The sequence below is a fragment of the Paenibacillus sp. J22P277 genome (genome assembly GCF_059383675.1).
Genome location: NZ_JBXENS010000015.1, coordinates 38,346 through 57,985, shown reverse-complemented (window position 1 = coordinate 57,985; position 19,640 = coordinate 38,346). Strand labels below are relative to the sequence as shown.

19 protein-coding genes and 1 pseudogene are annotated in these 19,640 nt (G+C 57.7%); 19 read left to right on the top strand and 1 reads right to left on the bottom strand.

The features are described 5' to 3' along the window. The first annotated feature begins 73 nt into the window (after positions 1-73). From yabG to AC50YL_RS35050, 9 genes and pseudogenes are all read left to right on the top strand, one after another. The gene (gene yabG / locus AC50YL_RS35090; protein ID WP_161747116.1) at positions 74-949 is read left to right on the top strand and encodes a sporulation peptidase YabG; all 876 of its coding nucleotides are present in this window, start codon (positions 74-76) and stop codon (positions 947-949) included. Positions 950-1,102: 153 nt separating this feature from the next. Further along, on the top strand, positions 1,103-1,375 hold the full coding sequence (gene veg, locus AC50YL_RS35085) for a biofilm formation stimulator Veg (RefSeq protein WP_090648920.1): 273 nt from the start codon (positions 1,103-1,105) through the stop codon (positions 1,373-1,375). Between the two features lie 154 nt (positions 1,376-1,529). Then, positions 1,530-1,703 (top strand): annotated as a pseudogene (locus tag AC50YL_RS35080) (small, acid-soluble spore protein, alpha/beta type); the annotation flags it as partial. 317 nt (positions 1,704-2,020) lie between these two features. Then, a complete protein-coding gene (gene ispE / locus AC50YL_RS35075) occupies positions 2,021-2,875 on the top strand; it encodes a 4-(cytidine 5'-diphospho)-2-C-methyl-D-erythritol kinase (RefSeq protein WP_494838017.1) in 855 nt (284 codons plus the stop codon). A gap of 84 nt (positions 2,876-2,959) precedes the next feature. Next, entirely contained in the window at positions 2,960-3,784 is an 825-nt protein-coding gene (gene purR, locus AC50YL_RS35070) for a pur operon repressor (protein WP_494838016.1), read from the top strand. Between the two features lie 29 nt (positions 3,785-3,813). Beyond that, positions 3,814-4,197, top strand: a complete 384-nt coding sequence (locus AC50YL_RS35065) for a RidA family protein (RefSeq protein WP_494838014.1) — start codon at positions 3,814-3,816, stop codon at positions 4,195-4,197. Positions 4,198-4,335: 138 nt separating this feature from the next. Further along, on the top strand, positions 4,336-4,620 hold the full coding sequence (spoVG, locus tag AC50YL_RS35060) for a septation regulator SpoVG (RefSeq protein ID WP_018759486.1): 285 nt from the start codon (positions 4,336-4,338) through the stop codon (positions 4,618-4,620). A 125-nt stretch (positions 4,621-4,745) separates the two neighbouring features. After that, the gene (glmU, locus tag AC50YL_RS35055) at positions 4,746-6,146 is read left to right on the top strand and encodes a bifunctional UDP-N-acetylglucosamine diphosphorylase/glucosamine-1-phosphate N-acetyltransferase GlmU (protein WP_494838012.1); all 1,401 of its coding nucleotides are present in this window, start codon (positions 4,746-4,748) and stop codon (positions 6,144-6,146) included. 314 nt (positions 6,147-6,460) lie between these two features. Next, positions 6,461-7,111 (top strand): 50S ribosomal protein L25, encoded by a 651-nt coding sequence (locus tag AC50YL_RS35050; RefSeq protein ID WP_494838010.1) that lies wholly within the window; start codon positions 6,461-6,463, stop codon positions 7,109-7,111. 41 nt (positions 7,112-7,152) lie between these two features. Here the strand turns inward: AC50YL_RS35050 and AC50YL_RS35045 are convergent, their stop codons facing one another. Then, the gene (locus tag AC50YL_RS35045) at positions 7,153-7,353 is read right to left on the bottom strand and encodes a hypothetical protein (RefSeq protein ID WP_494838008.1); all 201 of its coding nucleotides are present in this window, start codon (positions 7,351-7,353) and stop codon (positions 7,153-7,155) included. A 127-nt stretch (positions 7,354-7,480) separates the two neighbouring features. Here AC50YL_RS35045 and pth point away from each other — a divergent pair, with 127 nt between their 5' ends. The 10 genes from pth (at position 7,481) to urtE (ending at position 19,555) form a co-directional block, all read left to right on the top strand. Beyond that, positions 7,481-8,041 (top strand): aminoacyl-tRNA hydrolase, encoded by a 561-nt coding sequence (gene pth, locus AC50YL_RS35040; protein WP_494838006.1) that lies wholly within the window; start codon positions 7,481-7,483, stop codon positions 8,039-8,041. A gap of 55 nt (positions 8,042-8,096) precedes the next feature. Continuing rightward, a complete protein-coding gene (gene fin, locus AC50YL_RS35035) occupies positions 8,097-8,327 on the top strand; it encodes an anti-sigma-F factor Fin (RefSeq protein ID WP_494838004.1) in 231 nt (76 codons plus the stop codon). 106 nt (positions 8,328-8,433) lie between these two features. Then, on the top strand, positions 8,434-11,961 hold the full coding sequence (gene mfd / locus AC50YL_RS35030) for a transcription-repair coupling factor (protein ID WP_494838003.1): 3,528 nt from the start codon (positions 8,434-8,436) through the stop codon (positions 11,959-11,961). Further along, the gene (locus AC50YL_RS35025) at positions 11,948-13,057 is read left to right on the top strand and encodes a peptidylprolyl isomerase (protein ID WP_494838001.1); all 1,110 of its coding nucleotides are present in this window, start codon (positions 11,948-11,950) and stop codon (positions 13,055-13,057) included. Before mfd ends, AC50YL_RS35025 begins: the two co-directional genes overlap by 14 nt. A gap of 109 nt (positions 13,058-13,166) precedes the next feature. After that, positions 13,167-14,213, top strand: coding sequence for a lactonase family protein (locus AC50YL_RS35020; protein WP_494838000.1), 1,047 nt, complete (start codon positions 13,167-13,169; stop codon positions 14,211-14,213). 473 nt (positions 14,214-14,686) lie between these two features. Then, on the top strand, positions 14,687-15,973 hold the full coding sequence (gene urtA, locus AC50YL_RS35015) for an urea ABC transporter substrate-binding protein (RefSeq protein ID WP_494837999.1): 1,287 nt from the start codon (positions 14,687-14,689) through the stop codon (positions 15,971-15,973). A gap of 121 nt (positions 15,974-16,094) precedes the next feature. Continuing rightward, positions 16,095-17,000, top strand: coding sequence for an urea ABC transporter permease subunit UrtB (gene urtB / locus AC50YL_RS35010; protein WP_161747103.1), 906 nt, complete (start codon positions 16,095-16,097; stop codon positions 16,998-17,000). Positions 17,001-17,042: 42 nt separating this feature from the next. Beyond that, positions 17,043-18,131, top strand: coding sequence for an urea ABC transporter permease subunit UrtC (gene urtC, locus AC50YL_RS35005; RefSeq protein WP_494837997.1), 1,089 nt, complete (start codon positions 17,043-17,045; stop codon positions 18,129-18,131). Further along, a complete protein-coding gene (gene urtD / locus AC50YL_RS35000) occupies positions 18,094-18,882 on the top strand; it encodes an urea ABC transporter ATP-binding protein UrtD (protein WP_494837996.1) in 789 nt (262 codons plus the stop codon). Before urtC ends, urtD begins: the two co-directional genes overlap by 38 nt. Beyond that, a complete protein-coding gene (urtE, locus tag AC50YL_RS34995; protein ID WP_494837995.1) occupies positions 18,860-19,555 on the top strand; it encodes an urea ABC transporter ATP-binding subunit UrtE in 696 nt (231 codons plus the stop codon). Before urtD ends, urtE begins: the two co-directional genes overlap by 23 nt. Positions 19,556-19,640: the final 85 nt, after the last annotated feature.

Below are 19,640 nucleotides of genomic sequence, written 5' to 3'. Positions count from 1 at the left end.
GCCGCAAAAGATGACGAAGAAGCGCACCATCGGGGGCATCTCCCCATAGGATAGACGAAGAGGTGATTTGCCCATGATGCAAGGGGACCTGGTCGTCCGCAAATCCTATGGCGGGGACGTCCTTTTTCGTGTTGCGACAATCGATCAGCAAACAGCCGTTTTAAAAGGCACGGATTATCGTCTGCTTGCAGACGCGCCTATAGTCGATTTATCGGTCGTGAAGGACGGCGACTTGCCGGTCGCCATCCGGCAGGCGCGGTTGAAAGCCGGAGAATCGACGCAGCGGATGCAGGAGGAGCGGCAGCAGCAGATTCTTCAGCGGGAGCTGCTGCGGGCGCAGAATCAGAGCCAGCCTTATTTCGATGTGCCCGGAAAGGTGCTGCATTTGGACGGGGACAGCAACTACATGAAAAAAAGCATGCAGCTGTACACCCAGATGCGCGTGCCGGCCCATGGCTTATTCGTGCATGAATCGCAAATGGCCGAGGCGGTCTACCGGCTCCTGCCGCAAATCAAGCCGGATATCATCGTGATCACCGGGCATGACGGCGTGCTCAAAAACCGCGAACAAAACGATTTGAACGATCTGATGTCCTACAAAAATTCGCAGAATTTCGTGGATGCGGTCCAGATTGCCCGGGATTACGAGAAAAACCGGGATAGCCTCGTGATCGTGGCGGGCGCCTGCCAGTCGCATTACGAAGCGCTGCTCAAATCGGGGTCGAATTTTGCCAGCTCGCCGGGACGCGTGCTCATTCACGCCTTGGACCCGGTGTATGTGGCGATCAAAGCAAGCTACACGCCGATTCGGGAGACGATCAATTTACCGGACGTCATCCACGGAACGATCAGCGGCATCGACGGCGTGGGCGGAATCGAGACTTACGGGAAGTATCGCGTGGGTCTTCCGAAGCCTCGGACGCTGACGGGAATAAAAGCGACCGTATAGGAATAGATGGCCGGGACAGAATAAAGCATAAGGCTTTGAATAATCAATATTTTTTATATTGACAATTTATTAAAGCCGCTGTTATAATTAAATTTTTTTGACAAATCACCTCTCTTTGGTTATAATGGACAAGGAAAGAGGTGGTAGTGCACAATGGCTAAAAATGCGCTATTGGAGATTAAACGCAGTTTGGAAACCCATGTCGGCTCCAAAATACGTCTTCGTGCAAACGGTGGTCGTCGAAAGACTATTGAACGGACCGGTGTATTAGAAGAAATCTACCCTTCTGTATTTATTGTCAGACTTGATCAGGAACAGCATGCCTTCAAGCGCGTTTCTTACAGCTACGCCGATATTTTGACGGAGTCCGTTGAAGTGATGGTCGACAGCGATGACGGTCAGGTACGCATTACCTATATACAGTAAGAAACAAACATTGGTTTGGCTTTCTTCAAGATGCAAGCAATGATAAGCGCGAAGTCGGCGTTTGCATTGCTTGCATTTTTTTTCGTGGGAATGAGAACGCGCAAAACATCCATACTAACGGTACCATTACGTTTTGAAGGAGGAGACGACTCTCATGTCCCGAAGACGCCGCGGCACGATGAGCGAGCAGCTGAAGAACGAGCTGGCCAAGGATCTGGGGTTTTACGACACGGTGCAAAAAGAAGGATGGGGCAGCATCAAGGCGAAAGACGCCGGCAATATGGTGAAACGCGCCATTCAGCTCGCGGAGCAGGCCGCCGCGAAGCAATACCAGGAGCAGCAGTCGGTTCGTCAGCAGCCGCAAGTACAGTCGGTCCGGCAGCAGGCGCCGTCGTACAATGCACAGCGTTCATACGCCGCCTCGCCGCCGCCTAGAGCGATGACCGCCGCCGCCGTGCCGCCGTACGTCGCGCAGCAAGCGATGGCGAATAATCACCAGCACACGTCCAATATGCATCCGTAACATCGGCCGTATCAAGCTAAGATGGCAAGCTCTGCAGCAGCGGGCTTCCGGCATCTTAGCTTTTCTTATGACCTTTTGTTATAATATGTGAAGTTTAACGATAATGGACGGGTGAATCGAACATGAAAATCTATGAGAAGGCGCCGGCCAAGATTAACCTGCTCTTGGATGTGCTGCGCAAACGCGACGATGGCTTTCACGAAGTCGAAATGATCATGACGATGGTGGATTTGGCCGATCGGCTCGAGATGGAGGAACTGCACAGCGATTCCATTATTATCTCGAGCCAGGCGGGATACATACCGCTCGACGAGAAGAACTTGGCCTTTCAGGCAGCGCGGCTTATCAAGGACCGCTATAATGTCCGCAAGGGCGTTTATATTCATTTAGACAAAAACATTCCGGTCGCCGCGGGACTCGCGGGCGGCAGCAGCGACGCCGCGGCGACGCTGCGCGGACTGAACCGGCTCTGGGAGCTCGGCATCTCGGAGGACGAGCTGTGCACGCTGGGCGCGGAGCTCGGCTCGGACGTCCCGTTCTGCGTGACGGGCGGCACCGCTCTTGCGACCGGACGGGGCGAGAAGCTCGAGCGCATCGCGAATCCGCCGCAATGCTGGGTCATTCTGGCGAAGCCGCCGATCAACGTATCGACGGCCGACGTGTACGGCAAGCTGCGCGCTTCCGAGCTGAAACGCCACCCGTCCGCCAAGGACATGCTGGAAGCGATTTCAACCGGTTCTTTCGCGGATGTCTGCACGAATCTTGGCAATGTGCTGGAAAACGTGACGCTGCAGCTGCATCCGGAGGTGCTGCAGTTGAAGGAAATCATGCAGCGGCTGGGCTCGGACGGCGTGCTGATGTCCGGAAGCGGACCGACCGTTTTCGGGCTGGTCAGCAAAGAAGCGAAGGTCTCGCGAATTTACAACGGGCTGCGCGGATTTTGCAAAGAAGTATACGTGGTAAGAATGCTGACATAAAGCCGACGTAAACCTTGATTAAATCCGTATGAAAATGGTATATTGACTTTATATTATTCGGATTTGGCAAGGGGGAAGGTCGTTTTGAAGAAATTAAAACGAAGTGCACGGTTAGTTGAGATGACGCAGTACTTACTTACGCGCCCCCACACGTTAATTTCTCTAACAGCATTCGCGGATCGCTATCAATCTGCCAAATCGTCCATCAGCGAGGATCTGGCAATCATAAAAGAAGTGTTCGAAGAAGAAGGCTTAGGCGAGCTTCATACGCTTGCGGGCGCCGCCGGCGGCGTGAAATACACGCCGAAAATGGGCGCCGCGGAGGCGTTGGACATTATGAACGGCATTTGCCGCCAGCTGGAGCAGCCGGAGCGCGTGCTTGCCGGCGGTTATTTATATATGACGGATATGCTTGGACAGCCCGGTCTGCTCGCGGATGTCGGCCGCATGTTCGCAACGGCCTTCGCCAACGCGGATATCGACGTGATCATGACCGTGGAGACCAAGGGCATTCCGCTGGCCTATGCGACGGCTTCCTGCATGAACCTGCCCGTCGTCATCGTTCGCCGCGACAATAAAGTCACGGAGGGCTCGGCCGTCAGCATCAATTATGTCTCCGGTTCGAATAAGCGCATCCAGACGATGTCCTTGGCGCGCCGCGCGCTCAAGGAGGGCGCGCGGGTGCTTATCGTGGACGATTTCATGAAAGCGGGAGGCACGATCCAGGGCATGATGGACCTGCTCTTCGAATTCAACGCGAAGGTTGCGGGAGTCGGCGTATTCGTGGAATCCGGAGAGTTGGATACCGAGGAACGGCTTCTGGAGGATTACGTGTCCCTGGCCAGGCTGACGGCCGTGGATATGAAGACGAAGCACACGACGGTCGTTCCGGGCAACTATTTCAATTAAATCCACAGTAACGGGAGGATTTTACAAACATGAAACAGCAACCGCAAATCGTATCGACCGATCAAGCGCCTGCGGCCATCGGACCGTATTCCCAAGCGATCAAGCTGGGCAACCTGCTCTTCACGTCGGGCCAAATCCCGCTGGACGCGGAAGGCATTCTGGTCGAAGGCGGCATCGAGGAACAGACGCATCAAGTATTCCGTAATCTGCAAGCGGTTCTCGCGGAAGCGGGCGCGACGCTGGCCGACACGGCGAAAGCGACGGTCTTCATCAAGGACATGAACCAATTCGCGGCGCTGAACGGCATCTACGCCTCCTACTTCGGCGATCACAAGCCGGCACGCTCAACCGTAGAGGTAGCGCGGCTTCCAAAGGATGTTCTTGTCGAAATCGAGCTTATCGTAGCGATATAAGTCGAATGGAAAAGAATAATCTTTTTCTAGAAAAAATATTTGAAATTTAGACAATGAATTTCCAGAATCATGAAGGATTTAGCATCGGAATGTGGAAGTATACACCAAGTCTTTGATACCCAAAGGTGGTGAACACAGATGCAAATTACCGATGTTAGACTCCGCCGAGTAAATTCCGAAGGTCGCATGAAGGCTATCGCCTCCATTACCATTGACAATGAGTTTGTCGTTCACGATATTCGCGTGATAGACGGCAACAATGGGATGTTCGTGGCTATGCCAAGCAAGCGTACGCCGGATGGAGAGTTTCGGGATATCGCACATCCGATCTCTTCGACGACACGGGAGAAGATCCAAGCTGCCGTACTCGCCGAGTACGAGCGTGCGGCCACGGAAGAGGAAGTTATTGAAGAAGGCGCTTAAATTGGGAATATTGGGGTTGAGAGGAAGAGAGCCGTCCCGGCTCTCTTTTCTTTTGCCGCGGGATACGATATATTCAGTAAAGCATTTATAAGAGTCTCAGCGGACTCCTGGGTGGAGGGACTTACGTGAAAGTAATGGCCATTATCCTTGCGGCTGGTCAAGGGAAACGCATGAAATCCAAACTATACAAAGTATTGCATCCGGTGTGCGGCAAGCCCATGGTGGCGCATGTGCTCCAGACGGTAAAGGATGCCGATTGCGAGCGAACGGTCGTCGTCGTCGGCCATGGCGCGGAGACGGTCCGCTCCTACCTCGGCGAAGAGGTCGAGTTCGCGCTGCAGGAGCAGCAGCTCGGAACCGGCCATGCGGTGCAGCAGGCGGAGCCGCTGCTTGGCGGACAAGAAGGCACGACGGTCATCCTGTACGGCGATACGCCGCTCGTGACGTCGGAGACGATCGCGTCGCTGCTGAAGTTTCATGCGGAGGCCGGTTCCGCGGCAACCGTGCTGACGGCCGTGGTGCCGAACCCGCAAGGTCTCGGGCGCATCATCCGCGACGAAGCCGGCAACGTGCTGCGGATCGTGGAGCAGAAGGATTGTACGCCGGAGCAGGCGTTAATCAGCGAAATCAACACGGGCATGTACGCCTTCGATAATAAGAAGTTGTTCCGGGCGCTCGCCAAAGTCACGAATCATAACGCGCAGGGCGAATATTACCTGACGGACGTCATGGAGATTCTGAAGAACGACGGAGAAAACGTCGGCGCTTATTGCACGCCTGATTATGCGGAAGGCGTCGGCGTCAACGACCGGGTCGGCCTTGGCGAAGCGGAAGCGCTGATGCGCGCGCGCATCGTCCGCAAGCATCAGCTCGGCGGCGTCACGATCATCGATCCCGCCGCGACATATATTGAAGCGGACGTCGTCATCGGCTCCGATACCGTGATCTATCCCGGAACGGTACTGCGCGGCGCTACTTCCATCGGCGAAGATTGCGTCATCGGTCCGAACGCGGACATCACGGACACCGCGATCGGCAACGGCGTCACGGTGAAGCATTCCGTTTCGGCGGAAGCCGTCATCGGCGACGAGTGCGCCGTCGGTCCCTACGCGTACCTTCGTCCGGGCGCCAAGCTCGGTGCCGGCGTCAAGATCGGCGATTTCGTCGAGATCAAGAACGCCGAGCTTGGCGAAGGCACGAAAGTATCTCATCTCAGCTATGTCGGCGACGCCAAAGTCGGCAAAGACGTGAATATCGGCTGCGGCGCGATTACCGTCAACTACGATGGTTACAACAAGTCGCTTACGGAGATCGGCGACAATGCTTTCGTCGGCAGCAACGTGAACCTGATCGCGCCGGTCAAGATCGGCGACGGCGCCTACGTGGTGGCCGGCTCCACGATCACGCACGACGTGCCGGCCAACGATATGGCGATCGCGCGCGTGCGTCAGGACAACAAGCCGGGTTATGCCGACAAGCTGCGCGGACGGGCGAAGGCCAAGAAAGAGGCCAAGTCGAAAGGCTGATTGATCGCGCGCCACTCCCGGCGCTCGTGGTGGCGCCGGAAGCGACGTGCACCCGAACGCGGTATGATAGTGCCGGTCGCATGACATGGCCAACGCTTCGATTTTGATTCGAAATGTCATAGGCTTCGAGGGCTGTTTTCCAGCCTTCGGAGCCTTATTCATGCTTGCGAATCGCACCAGTATCGTTTTCGAATCGTATTCGAAGCGCTTTTTCATGGCCGATAAGCGCGCCGCGGCTGCGCCCGTTTCGTTTAATTCCGTGCCGGAATGGGTATGAATATATGGAAATCGATTCGTACAAGGAGGTTTCCACAATGGCAATCGCGTTTCAAGCACAAGAACGGACGATCGGTACGAAGGGTGACATTCGGAAATTGAGGCTGAGGGGCAGTATTCCTGGCGTGGTATATGGTGCGAAGCTGAACAAGCCGCTGAACGTCGCGGTAAACGAAAAGGAACTGTCGGCGCTGCTGCGGTCCCATCCGCATGCTTTGCTGGAGCTTGATATTCCAGGGGCGGGCAAGCAGCCCGTTATGCTGACGGAAGTCCAGCGCGAGCCGTTGTCGCGGATGGTGCTTCATGTCGATTTTCATCAGGTGAACATGAACGAAGCGGTCAAGACCGCGGTTCGCCTCGATATGGTCGGCGATTCCACCGGCGTGCGCGAGGGAGGCATCCTGCAGGCGATGCTGCACGAGCTGGAGATTCAATGTCTGCCGGACCGGATTCCGGAATCGATCGAAGTCGACGTCTCGGCGCTCGGCATCGGGGAGAACTTGCTCGTCGGGGATCTGAAATTGCCTTCGGGCGTTACGACCCGGCTGGATGCCGAACAGGTCGTCGTGACGATCCTGGCACCGCAGAAAGATCTCACGGCGGACGAAGCGGAAGAGGCTGCCGAGGAGGCGGAAGCAGCCGCAGAGCGGTCGCATGAAGCGAAGATGGAAGTGCATACATCGGAATAACGAAGAAATCGGGGCTGCATCCGCAGCCCCTTTACTTTTTTTCAGTAGCCGGGCCTCGACACGAAGGTAAATTGCTTGCGGCTGTAGAAAATATTATTCATCTTGATGTACGATGGACTGAATTGTTCGACGAATCCGATATCATGATGCACTTTGCCCCAATATACCTGCACGGGCACATGGCATTCATGATGGTCCCGGAAATGGCAATCGTCGAAAATCAGTTGACCGTTCAAATACATCGATTAAAACGCCCCTTTGCATACGAAGTTCGGCAGTCCGCCGCCTCTATACATATGACATTTAGGAATGAAGATTCGTTGCAGGGGCAAAAAAGAAATTTCGACTACAGGAGTTGACGACAGCAGCATGAAATGGATCGTAGGTCTCGGCAACCCCGGAACCGCTTATCAAGGGACGAGGCATAATGTCGGGTTCATGGTCGTGGATATGCTCGCCAAACGGTGGGGCATATCGGTGACGCAAAGCAAGTGCAAAGGACTGATCGGCGAAGGCAATGTCGGGGGCGTGAAAGTGGCGCTGATCAAGCCGATGACGTACATGAACTTGTCGGGCGAGACGGTGCGCGGGTTCATGGATTATTTCAAAGCCGACCTGGAGGACGCCATCATCGTTTACGACGACATGGATACCGAGACGGGCCGCATCCGGCTCCGTTATCAAGGCAGTGCCGGCGGTCATAACGGCATCAAATCGATCATTCAGCATACCGGCACCCAGACGTTCAACCGGATCCGGCTCGGCATCTCGCGCCCGAAGCCCGGCATGAGCATCTCGGATTACGTGCTCTCGAATTTCCCGAAGGGCGAGGGAGAGCTGCTCAAGGTCATGGTGGAAGAGAGCTGCGACGCGGCCGAGTTCGCGCTGACGAACACATTCGAACGGACGATGGCCAAATATAACCGTTAAATTTCAGCCGCCGCGGGCATACTGAGGGTATAACGACCACTCAGGAGGCATAATTATGGCTGTGCATTATATTTGCCGGCATTGCAAAACGCCGATGGGCTCCATCAACAACGAGCAGATCTCGGAAACGCAGCTCGGTTTCCATTTCTTGACCCCCGAAGAACGCAGCGATATAATAGCGTATAATCCGAACGGAGACGTTACGGTCAACGTAGTCTGCGATTATTGTCGCGAAGCGATAGAGAGCAATCCCGAGCTGCTGCTGGTGGCGAATCCGCTGCAGTAGCCGCGGGTAAAGCAATAGAAGAGCCTTGGCGAACGGCCGAGGCTTCTTTTTTGTAACGACTCGGAAACACGCAAGTGGTTTGGAAAGAAACGAGGTGCCGCTAACGTTGAAAGCATTACTGGAAGCTTATGCCGCGGATACGGATTTTGGATCGATCGTATCCGGAATCAAGAAAGGAATGCGGGAGCAGCTGATATCGGGGCTGGCCGGCTCGTCGCGCCAGGTGATGATCGCCGCCTTGAAGCGGGAGTTCGACCGCCCGATCCTCGTCGTGACCCACAACATGTTCGCCGCGCAGAAGGTCGCGGAGGATCTCGTGGAGTGCTTGTCGCCCGACGAGGTGCTGCTCTATCCCGCCAATGAACTTGTCGCTGCCGAAGCGGCGATATCGAGCCCGGAAACGCTGGCCCAGCGGATGGATGTGCTTATCCGGCTGTCGCAGGGGTTTCGCGGGATCGTTGTCGTGCCGTTTTCCGGCGTCCGGCGGTTCCTGCCGCTGAACTCCGTCATGGCGAACGCGCGAATCGCGCTCAAGGTCGGCGAGACGCTAGCTTTGGAAGCGTTTTTACGACAGATGGTAGAGCTCGGCTACGAGCGCGTGGATAAGGTAGAGGGCAAAGGGGAGATGAGCGTCCGGGGCGGCATCGTCGACTTCTTCCCGCTGACGTCGCCGCACCCGTACCGGGTGGAATGGTTCGACGACGAGATCGACTCCATCCGCACGTTCGATTCCTCCGACCAGCGTTCCATCGAGAAGCTGGACGCCTACAGCGTGCCGCCTTGCCAAGAGCTGACCGCGGACAAACGCCGATTCGAGAACGCCGCGCAGCATGCGTCGGAATTGCTGGAGCAGCAGCTGCAGAAGATGACCGACCGCACGGCCAAGGACCGGCTGCGCGCCGAGATCGGCGCCGAGATCGAGAAGCTGCGGGAGCATCGCTATTTTCCCGAAATCTATAAATATATATCCCTGCTCTATCCCGAGCGTCAAACCTTGTTCGATTACGTGCCGTCCGACACGCTGCTCATCTATGACGAGCCGACCCGCCTGATCGAGACCGGCCGCCAGCTGGAGCGGGACGAGGTGGAATGGTCGACGCATCTCTTGACCAACGGCAAGTCGCTGCCGGCGCTTGCTCTCGCTCGCCCCTCGGACGACGTGCTGTTCCATCGCCCGTTCCCGACGCTGTTCCTCTCGTTGTTCCTCCGGCAAATCCCGCATACGCAGCCGCAAAATATCCTCAACGTCGTCAGCCGCGCGATGCAAAATTTCCACGGCCAAATGAACGTGCTGAAGGCGGAGATGGAGCGCTGGCGCAAAGCGGGCGCGACCGTCATGATGCTGGCCGGCAGCGCGGAGCGGATGGACCGCATGCGGCGGGTGCTCCATGATTACGGCATCGAGCCGCCTGCTTTGATCGAAGGCAACCTGCAGAGCGGATTCGAATTGCCGTCGGTGCATCTCATCGTCATCACCGAGGGCGAGATGTTCTCGCAGAAGCAGCGCAAGGCGCGCCGCCTCGACAAGAAAATGGATAATGCCGAACGGATCAAGAGCTACACGGAGCTGAAGGTCGGCGATTACGTCGTGCATCAGAACCACGGCATCGGCAAATATATGGGTATCGGCACGCTCGAGATCGCCGGCATCCATAAGGACTACATGCATATTATGTACGCCGGCGGCGACAAGCTGTCCGTGCCGATCGAGCAGATCGACCTGATCCAGAAATACGTCGGCAACGAAGAGAAAGAGCCGAAGGTCTATAAGCTCGGCGGCAGCGAGTGGACGCGCGTCAAGAGCAAAGCGCAGTCGTCGGTCAAGGACATTGCCGACGAGCTGATCAAGTTATATGCCGAACGGCAGGCGACGACCGGCTTCGGTTTCGGCCAGGATACCTCGTATCAGCAGGAATTCGAAGCGATGTTCCCTTATGACGAGACGGTCGACCAATTGCGGGCCATCGCCGAGATCAAGAAGGATATGCAGACGCCGCGTCCGATGGACCGGCTGCTCTGCGGCGACGTCGGCTACGGCAAGACCGAGGTCGCGGTGCGCGCCGCGTTCAAGGCCGCGATCGAAGGCAAGCAGGTGGCGATCCTGGTGCCGACGACGATCCTGGCGCAGCAGCATTACGAGACGTTCCGCGAGCGCTTCGGGGGCTTCCCGTTCAACGTGCAGGTGCTGAGCCGTTTCCGGTCGAAGAAGGACCAGTCGGCGACGATGAAGGGGCTCAAGGCAGGCACGGTCGATGTCGTGATCGGCACGCACCGCCTGCTGTCGCAGGATGTCATTTTCAAAGATCTCGGACTGCTGATCGTCGACGAGGAGCAGCGTTTCGGCGTGTCCCACAAGGAGAAGCTGAAGCGGCTGAAGACGAACGTCGACGTGCTGACGCTGACGGCGACCCCGATTCCGCGGACGCTGCACATGTCCATGCTCGGCGTGCGCGACTTGTCCGTCATCGAGACGCCGCCGGAGAACCGGTTCCCGGTGCAAACCTACGTGGTGGAGTACAGCCCGTCGCTGGTCCGCGAATCGATCGAGCGGGAGCTTGCGCGCGGCGGCCAAGTCTACTACCTGTTCAACCGCGTGCAGGGGATCTATCAAATGGCGGAGCAGATCAACGCCCTCGTGCCGGACGCGAAGGTGGCGGTCGGTCACGGGCAGATGTCCGAGCAGGAGCTCGAGAAGACGATTCTCGATTTCCTCGACGGCGAGTCCGACGTGCTGGTCAGCACCAGCATTATCGAGACGGGCGTCGATATTCCGAACGTCAATACGCTGATCGTGCACGATGCGGACAAAATGGGCCTCTCCCAGCTGTATCAGCTGCGGGGCCGGGTCGGGCGCTCCAACCGGATCGCGTACGCGTACTTCACGTACCAGCGGGACAAAGTGTTGACGGAGGTCGCCGAGAAGCGGCTGCAGTCGATCAAGGAGTTCACGGAGCTCGGCTCCGGCTTCAAGATCGCGATGCGGGATCTGTCCATCCGCGGCGCCGGCAATCTGCTCGGGGCGGAGCAGCACGGCTTCATCGCGTCGGTCGGCTTCGATCTGTATTCGCAGATGCTGGCCGATGAAATCGCCAAACGGAAGGCGGAAATGGGCGGCGAGGTCGAGGAAGTCGTCAAGGAAGTGAGCACGTCCATCGATATGAGCATCGATGCCTACTTGCCCTCTTCTTATATTTACGATAGCATACAGAAGATAGAGATCTATAAGAAAGTCGCGGCCGTCCGTACGTTCGAGGAAAGCGACGATCTGCGCGACGAGCTCGTGGACCGCTTCGGCGACCTGCCGCAATCGGTGGATAACCTGCTTTCCGTCGCGCGGCTCAAAGTGTTCGGCGCGATTTGCGGCATCGAGCAGATCGGCGGCAAGGGCGAGGACATCACCCTGAAGTTCGCGGAGCAGGAGAAGAAACGGTTCGACGGGAAGAAAGTGGACCGTCTCTGCCTGCAGCTCGAGAACCGGTTCGCGCGATCGACGGGACAAGAGGCTAATCCGCTCGTGCAGCTTCGCGGCAAAGGGTTGTCCGTGGAGCAGAAGCTCGAGCTGCTGGAACGGTTTTTGACGCAGTATAAAGACACCATTCACTCGAAAGGGGAACTACAGGATGTTACGCACTAAACAGGCAAGAAGAACGATCCTGCTTGCGCTTGTCGCCGTACTGGTCGTTGTGCTTGCAGCGGGCTGCGGCTCGAAGAAGGGGGAGGAATCCTCCGCTCCGGGCACCGGCACGGGCAAAACGATCGCCACGTACAAGGACGGCACCGTCACGGAGGGGGAGTTCAAGAAATACTCCACGTTCTTCGGCATCGTGCAGCCGCAAACGGAGATGTACCTGAGCATCCCTCAGCTTCAGGAGCAGTTCCTGCGCGAGTACATCGGCTATAAAATATTGTACAAGCCCCTCGCGGACACGAAGCTGACCGATGAAGAGCAGAAGAACCTCGACACCTTCTATACGCAGGTGAAGCAGCAAATCGATTCCGATGCGGCGACCAAGAAGAAGATCGACGACGCCGGCCTGACGGAAGCGGACATCCGTTATTTCTATTCGATGATCACCACGATCATGAAGGATGAAGAAAGCAAAGTCACGGACGCGGACGTTCAGAAGCAATTCGATGCGACCAAAGACGATTACAATATGATCAGCGTTCGCCATATCCTGATCGCGACGGCCGACCCGAACACGGGCGCCGAGACGCGCAAGGACGAAGACGCGCTGAAGCTCGCGAAGGACGTCAAAGCGCAGCTGGATGCCGGCGGCGACTGGAATGCCCTGGCGAAGAAATACTCCGACGACACCGGGTCCAAGGACAAAGGCGGTCTGTACGAAGAACAGCAGGCCAAGGGCTGGGTACAGGAATTCAAGGACGCGGCGAACAAGCAGGAGATCGGCAAAGTCGGCGATCCGGTCAAATCGCAGTTCGGCTACCATGTCATGAAGGTCGAGAAGCGCACGCCGACGACGTTCGACAAACTGACGGACGCGGATAAAGAAGGCATCAAGCAGGAAGCGGCCTCGGCGAAATTGAACGCGTTCATGACGACGGATCTGCCGAAGCTCATCACGAAGATCGACCTGCCGCAGCCACCGGCTGCGCCGGCCGACGGCACGAACTCCGGAACGAATACGGATACTAGTAAGAACGGAACGACCAACACGGATACGAAAGACGATGCGACCACGAACGATACCAAAACCGACGGCAAGTAAGCACTCGGCGGCAATCGGGCAGTAAACGCGGCTTTCACCGGCAACAAGCCCAGCCCGCAACGGCTGGGCTTGCGTTGATTATAAACGCGAATACGAGGAGGCACGAATCATGGGGAAGGCATTTTTTTATACGGGTTCGTACGGGACGCGGGAGCGGGAAGGCGTGAAGGCGATGCGCCTGGGCGCGGAAGACGGCAGGATGACGGAACGCACGGGCTTGGCGGGCATCCATCATCCTTCGTTTCTGAAGAGCAATGCGGCGGGAACGCGGGTGTATGTCGTCAGCGAGACGGGGGAGGAGCCGGGCAGCGTGTCCGGGTTTGCCGTCGATGCCGAGAGCGGCGCCCTCGCGCTCATTAACGAGGTCTCCACGTTGGGCGGATCGCCCTGCCATATCGCGCTCGATGCCGCGGAACGGCTCCTTATCGTCACGAATTATACGGGCGGTACCGTTAGCGTATACGCGGTGCAGGAGGACGGTTCGCTGAAGCTGTCGGACAATGTCGCGCATGCGGGCAGCGGGCTTCGCGGCGACAGGCAGGAGGGACCGCATCCGCATTCCGCCATATTCGACCTTGCCAACCGTTTCGCGCTGGTCGCCGATCTGGGCACGGATGAAATCGTGCATTACCGCATCGACCGCGAGAGCGGGAAGCTGATCCGTCATGGCGCCACGAAGACGATTCCGGGAGCGGGTCCGCGGCATATGGCGTTCAATGCAGCGGGCGACGTGCTATACGTAATCAATGAGCTGGACAACACGGTCTGCGTATACGGCTACGAGGGTGAAGATTCCGTGCTGACGCAGCGGCAAGTCATATCTACCCTGCCGGTTGCGTTCGCGGGGGAAAGTAGCTGCGCGGACATTCACGTCACGGGAGACGGCCGGTTCTTGTACGCGTCCAACCGGGGGCATGACAGCATCGCAGCTTATCGGATCCAACCGGACGGAGGGCTCGAGCTGATCGATATCGTCTCCAGCGGAGGCCGGACGCCGCGGAATTTCGCGATTTCGCCGGATGGGCAGTACGTGCTGGCGGCTAATCAGGACAGCGACAACATCGTCGCGTTCCGGATAGATCCGGATACCGGACGGCTCCTGCCGACCGGAGAGGCCGTGGAATCCTTCAAGCCGGTTTGCGTTGCGTTTCTTTAAGAAGCCAACGTGCATCAAGGTCATACGGGCTTGGGGGCATCGAACGATCGTGGCGGTACTGCATCAACAATGAGAAAAGGTTCCATTAGACCGGCTAAAATGATTCTTTGTTCCTAGAAAATCCATGGTCGGCGCGGTCGATGCCGGAACCGTTCGTTCGAACTTAACCGTTCTCCGTAACCGGAGAGCGGTTTTTTTATGCATTTCCACCAAGAGTTATGATATATATGTGTAATATATATGCAGACCGCAGAGGGTCATATGTCATGTTAACGAAAGGACTTCTTTCGAATTGGCATCAAATTTGAAGGAAAATGTCTAAACTCGGTCCGACAAAGTGAAATTTATACCATTTATGTAAACTTTATTGACATGTAAGCTAACGTGATTTTATAATGAGTCCACGAACGATGGAAGGGATATCCAGAAAATCGTTCGGATTAGAGAAAAGAAAACGGATAGGGAGTGGGAGAATGAAGGGTGCGTTTTGGAAAAGCGGGGTATTTGTAATACTGGCACTGCTCCTGGTGCTGGCCGGCTGCGGAAAAAACGATAACGCGGCTTCAACGACGACAAATGCGGATGGCACCAAAACGGACAACGGCGGAAGCACCGGCAGCGAGAGCGACAGCGGCGGCGGGGAGATAAAAGTCGGCATCCTTCATTCGTTAAGCGGAACGATGGCGATCAGCGAAGTATCGGTCAAGGATTCTGAAATGATGGCCATTGACGAAATCAACGCCAAGGGCGGGGTCATGGGCAAGAAAATCGTGCCGGTCGTCGAGGATGGCGCCTCCGACTGGCCGACGTTTGCGGAGAAAGCGAGAAAACTCATCTCCGAGGATAAAGTGGCCACCGTGTTCGGCGGATGGACCTCCTCCAGCCGGAAAGCGATGCTGCCGGTATTCGAGGAACTGAACGGTCTGCTCTGGTACCCGGTGCAGTACGAGGGACTCGAGCAATCGCCGAACATCATGTACACGGGCGCGACGACCAACCAGCAGATTGTCCCGGCGGTATCGTGGCTGCTGGAGAACAAGGGCAAGAAGTTCTTCCTGCTCGGCTCGGACTACGTCTTCCCGCGCACGGCGAACAAAATCATCAAAGAGCAGCTGAAGGTGGAAGGCGGCGAGCTGGCAGGCGAAGAGTACACGCCGCTCGGCCATACCGACTACGCGACGATCATCTCCAAGATTAAAGCGGCGAAGCCGGACGTCGTGTTCAACACGCTGAACGGCGACAGCAACGTCGCGTTCTTCAAGCAGCTTAAGGATGCCGGCATCTCGTCCGGCGATCTGACGACGCTGTCCGTATCGGTGGCGGAAGAGGAAATCCGCGGCATCGGCGCCGACGTGCTGGCCGGCACGTTCGCGGCGTGGAACTATTACGAGACGACGGATACGCCGGCGAACAAAACCTTCGTCGAGAACTACAAGAAGAAATACGGCGACGACCGCGTCACGGCGGATCCGATCGAAGCGGGCTACGATGCGGTGTACCTCTGGGCAGCGGCGGTCGAGAAGGCCGGCTCCACGGAGGTCGACAAGGTCAAGGACGCGGCCAAGGAGCTGGAGTGGGATGCGCCGGAGGGCAAGGTGAAGATCGACGGCGAAACGCAGCATTTGTACAAAACCGTCCGGATCGGCGAGGTGCAAACCGATGGACAGTTCAAGGAAGTGTGGAACTCCGGTTCGCCGGTGAAGCCCGATCCGTTCCTGAAGGGCTACGACTGGGCAAAAAGCTTGAGCGAAGGCAAATAAAACGGGGGGAGTATTCGTCGGCGGTTTGCTTCGGATGCTCCCTTCGTCATTCATTTCCCCTGAAGAAACCCATTCCGTTAATTAAGTGCAACTCATTCATTTCTTCATAAGGAGTGAAATTATGGACGTGATCATCCTTCAGCTGTTCAACGGCTTTAGCATCAGCTCGATTTTGCTGCTGATCGCGCTTGGACTGTCCATTACGTTCGGGCTTATGAAGGTCATCAACATGGCGCACGGCGAGCTGATCATGATCGGGGCGTACACCGCCTATGTCGTGCAGAATCTGTTCGCCGACTATATGCCCGCCTCGATGTTCGGCTGGTATTTCGCGCTGGCCATCCCGGTCAGCTTCGCGGTGGCGTTCGTCTTCGGCCTGGTGCTGGAGATGGGCCTGATCCGCTTTCTCTACGGCCGGCCGCTCGACAGTCTGCTTGCCACATGGGGCGTCGGCTTGATGCTCCAACAGCTGGCGCGCAGCATCTTCGGCGCTCCGAACGTGGGGGTGAAAAGCCCGGCCTGGCTGGATGGCGGCATGACGGTCGGCGACAACGTGTTTCCGTATAAGCGGCTGTTTATCATCGGGCTCGTGCTCGTCTGCTTGCTGGTCATGTACCTGTACATTTACCGCAGTCATCCCGGCCGCCGGATGCGAGCGGTCATGCAAAATCGCGAAATGGCCGCCTGCCTCGGCATCTCGACGCGCAGGGTGGACGCGACGACGTTCGCGATCGGCTCGGGCATCGCGGGCATTGCGGGCTGCGCGCTGACGCTGATCGGTCCGATCGGCCCGACGATCGGGACGTACTACATCGTCGACGCGTTCATGGTGGTCGTGCTCGGCGGCGTCGGGAAGCTGGTCGGCACCGTGTTCGGCGCGCTCGGCATCGGGCTTTCCAATACGCTCTTCGAGTATTGGACGACGGCCTCGCTCGGCAAGGTTCTCGTGTTCCTGTGCATCGTCGCATTCCTGCAGTGGAAGCCGAGCGGCTTCGTGGCGATGCGCTCGCGCTCGCTGGACAACTGATTCGGCCGGGGCCGGGAGCGCCCCTGAAAGGTGGAGGACAACATGCCTATTCGTAAACTATCGGCGCAGCGGCTGTGGCTGCTTGCCGCCTATGCCGCGGCCGCGGCGGCGCTCTTCTGCGCCCCGCTCATGCTGAGCGATTTCCGGCTTAACCTGCTGGCGAAATTTCTGGCCTATGCCATCGTCGCGCTGGGGCTTGACTTGATATGGGGCTACACCGGCATTCTCAGCTTGGGGCACGGGGTGTTCTTCGGGCTCGGCGGCTATGCGATGGCGATGTATCTGAAGATGGACGCGAGCGGCGGCAAGCTGCCGGATTTCATGGATTGGAGCGGCTTGACGAAGCTGCCGTGGTTCTGGAAGCCGTTCGAATCGCTGCCGTTCGCGATCGCGGCGGGCATTCTGGTGCCTGCGCTGCTTGCGCTCATTCTCGGCTTCTTTACGTTCCGCAACCGGATCCGGGGCGTGTACTTCACGATCCTGACGCAGGCGCTCGTCATCATCACGACCACGCTTTTCATCGGACAGCAAGCTTACACGGGCGGCACCAACGGACTCACGGGCTACAGTAAGCTGTTCGGCTATTCGCTCGGCTCGCCCGAGACGAAGCGGTGGCTGTACTGGGTGACGGTCGCGCTGCTGATCGGCGCGTTCCTGCTCTGCCGGTTCCTGGTGAAGAGCCGGTTCGGCAAGGTGCTCCGGGCCATTCGCGACGGCGAGAACCGTGCCCGGTTCATCGGCTATAATCCGGCGATCTATCAGATGGTCGCGTTCGCCTTTTCCGCCGGCTTGGCCGGCCTCGCGGGCATGCTGTTCGTTCTGCATGTCGGCATTATTTCCCCGTCCATGATGGGCATCGTCCCTTCGATCGAAATGGTGCTGTGGGTCGCGATCGGCGGCCGCGGCACGCTGGCGGGCGCCGTGATCGGCGCGGTGCTGCTCAATTACGCCAAGAGCAGCTTCAGCGAATCGTATCCGAATATTTGGATTCTGTTCATGGGCGCGTTGTTCGTCGTCGTCGTCGTCTTCCTTCCGAAGGGGGCGGCAGGGTTGTTCGGCCAATTCAAATGGCTCAGAAGGAGGAAGGCAGCCGATGAAGGAGCAGACGGAGTCCGTTATCCTGCAGTGTGACGAGGTGACCGTCGATTTCGACGGGTTTAAGGCGGTACAGGGCATGAATTTGACGCTGGCGCGAGGAGAGCTGCGGTTCCTGATCGGGCCGAACGGCGCAGGGAAAACGACCATGTTGGACGTGATCTGCGGCAAGACGAAGCCGGCGGTCGGGAAGGTGCTGTTCGGAGGCGGGCGCGTCGACATTACGCGCAAGAAGGAGCATCAGATCGCGGAGCTCGGGATCGGGCGGAAATTCCAGACGCCGTCGATCTTCGCGTCCTTGACGGTGCATGAGAATTTCGAAATCGCGATGAAGCAGAACCGGGGCGTGTTCGCCGCCATGCGCGCGAAGCTTCGCAAGGAAGACGCCGAGCGCATCGCGGCGCAGCTGGAAATGGTCGGCCTCGCGGATAAAGCGCAGTGGCGGGCCGGGGGCCTGTCGCACGGCGAGAAGCAGTGGCTGGAGATCGGCATGATGCTGCTGCAGGAGCCGGAGATTCTCCTGCTCGACGAGCCGGTGGCGGGAATGACCGACAACGAGACGGAGAAGACCGGCGAGCTGCTGCAGGAGATCCGCAAGAAGCAGTCCATCGTCGTCGTGGAGCACGACATGGAGTTCGTTCGCAATTTCGCGACATACGTCACCGTCATGCATGAAGGAAGGCTGCTGAAGGAAGGGTCGATGGACGAGGTGCAGCGCGACGACCGGGTAGCCGAAGTCTATTTGGGGAAAAGGCGGGATGCCGATGCTAGCCGTTCAACAGCTTGAAGCGGGGTACGGGGAAAGCGTGATTCTGCGCGGGGTCACGCTGCAGGTCAGGCCGGGTCAAGTTGTCTGCCTGCTCGGGCGCAACGGCGTCGGCAAGACGACGCTGATGAAGAGCATCATGGGCGTATTGAAGGCGCGCAAGGGGACCGTCTCGTACAAGGGCGACAACCTGACCAGGCGGGCGCCCGGGCAACGGGCCAAGAAGGGCATCGGCTACGTGCCGCAGGGGCGGGAGGTGTTCGCCCAGTTGACCGTGTTCGAGAACGTGCTGCTCGGACTCGAAGCATCCGGAGCGAAGACGCGGGTGATCCCGGACGCGGCGATCGAGAAATTCCCGGTGCTGCCGACGATGTACGACCGCAGGGGCGGCGACCTCAGCGGCGGACAGCAGCAGCAGCTCGCGTTCGCGAGGGCTTTGGCGTCCGAGCCCGATCTGCTGCTGCTCGACGAGCCCTGCGAAGGGATCCAGCCCTCCATCGTCGAGGATATTCGCGATGTCATCCGCACCATCAAGGCAGACGGCAAGACGTCGATCCTGCTGGCGGAGCAAAGCCTGGAGTTCGTGAAGAGCGTCGGCGATTACTTTTACATCCTGGAGAAGGGCGCCGTGGCGTGGGAAGGCGGTCTGGCCGACCTGAACGACGAGGTCATCCGGCAGTATTTAACGGTTTAGCTTCGCAACCGAATGTAATAAAACCTCACATTGGTATTGACACATTGCAGGGTATGCTTTTACAATACAGGTAGATGTAAGGTTA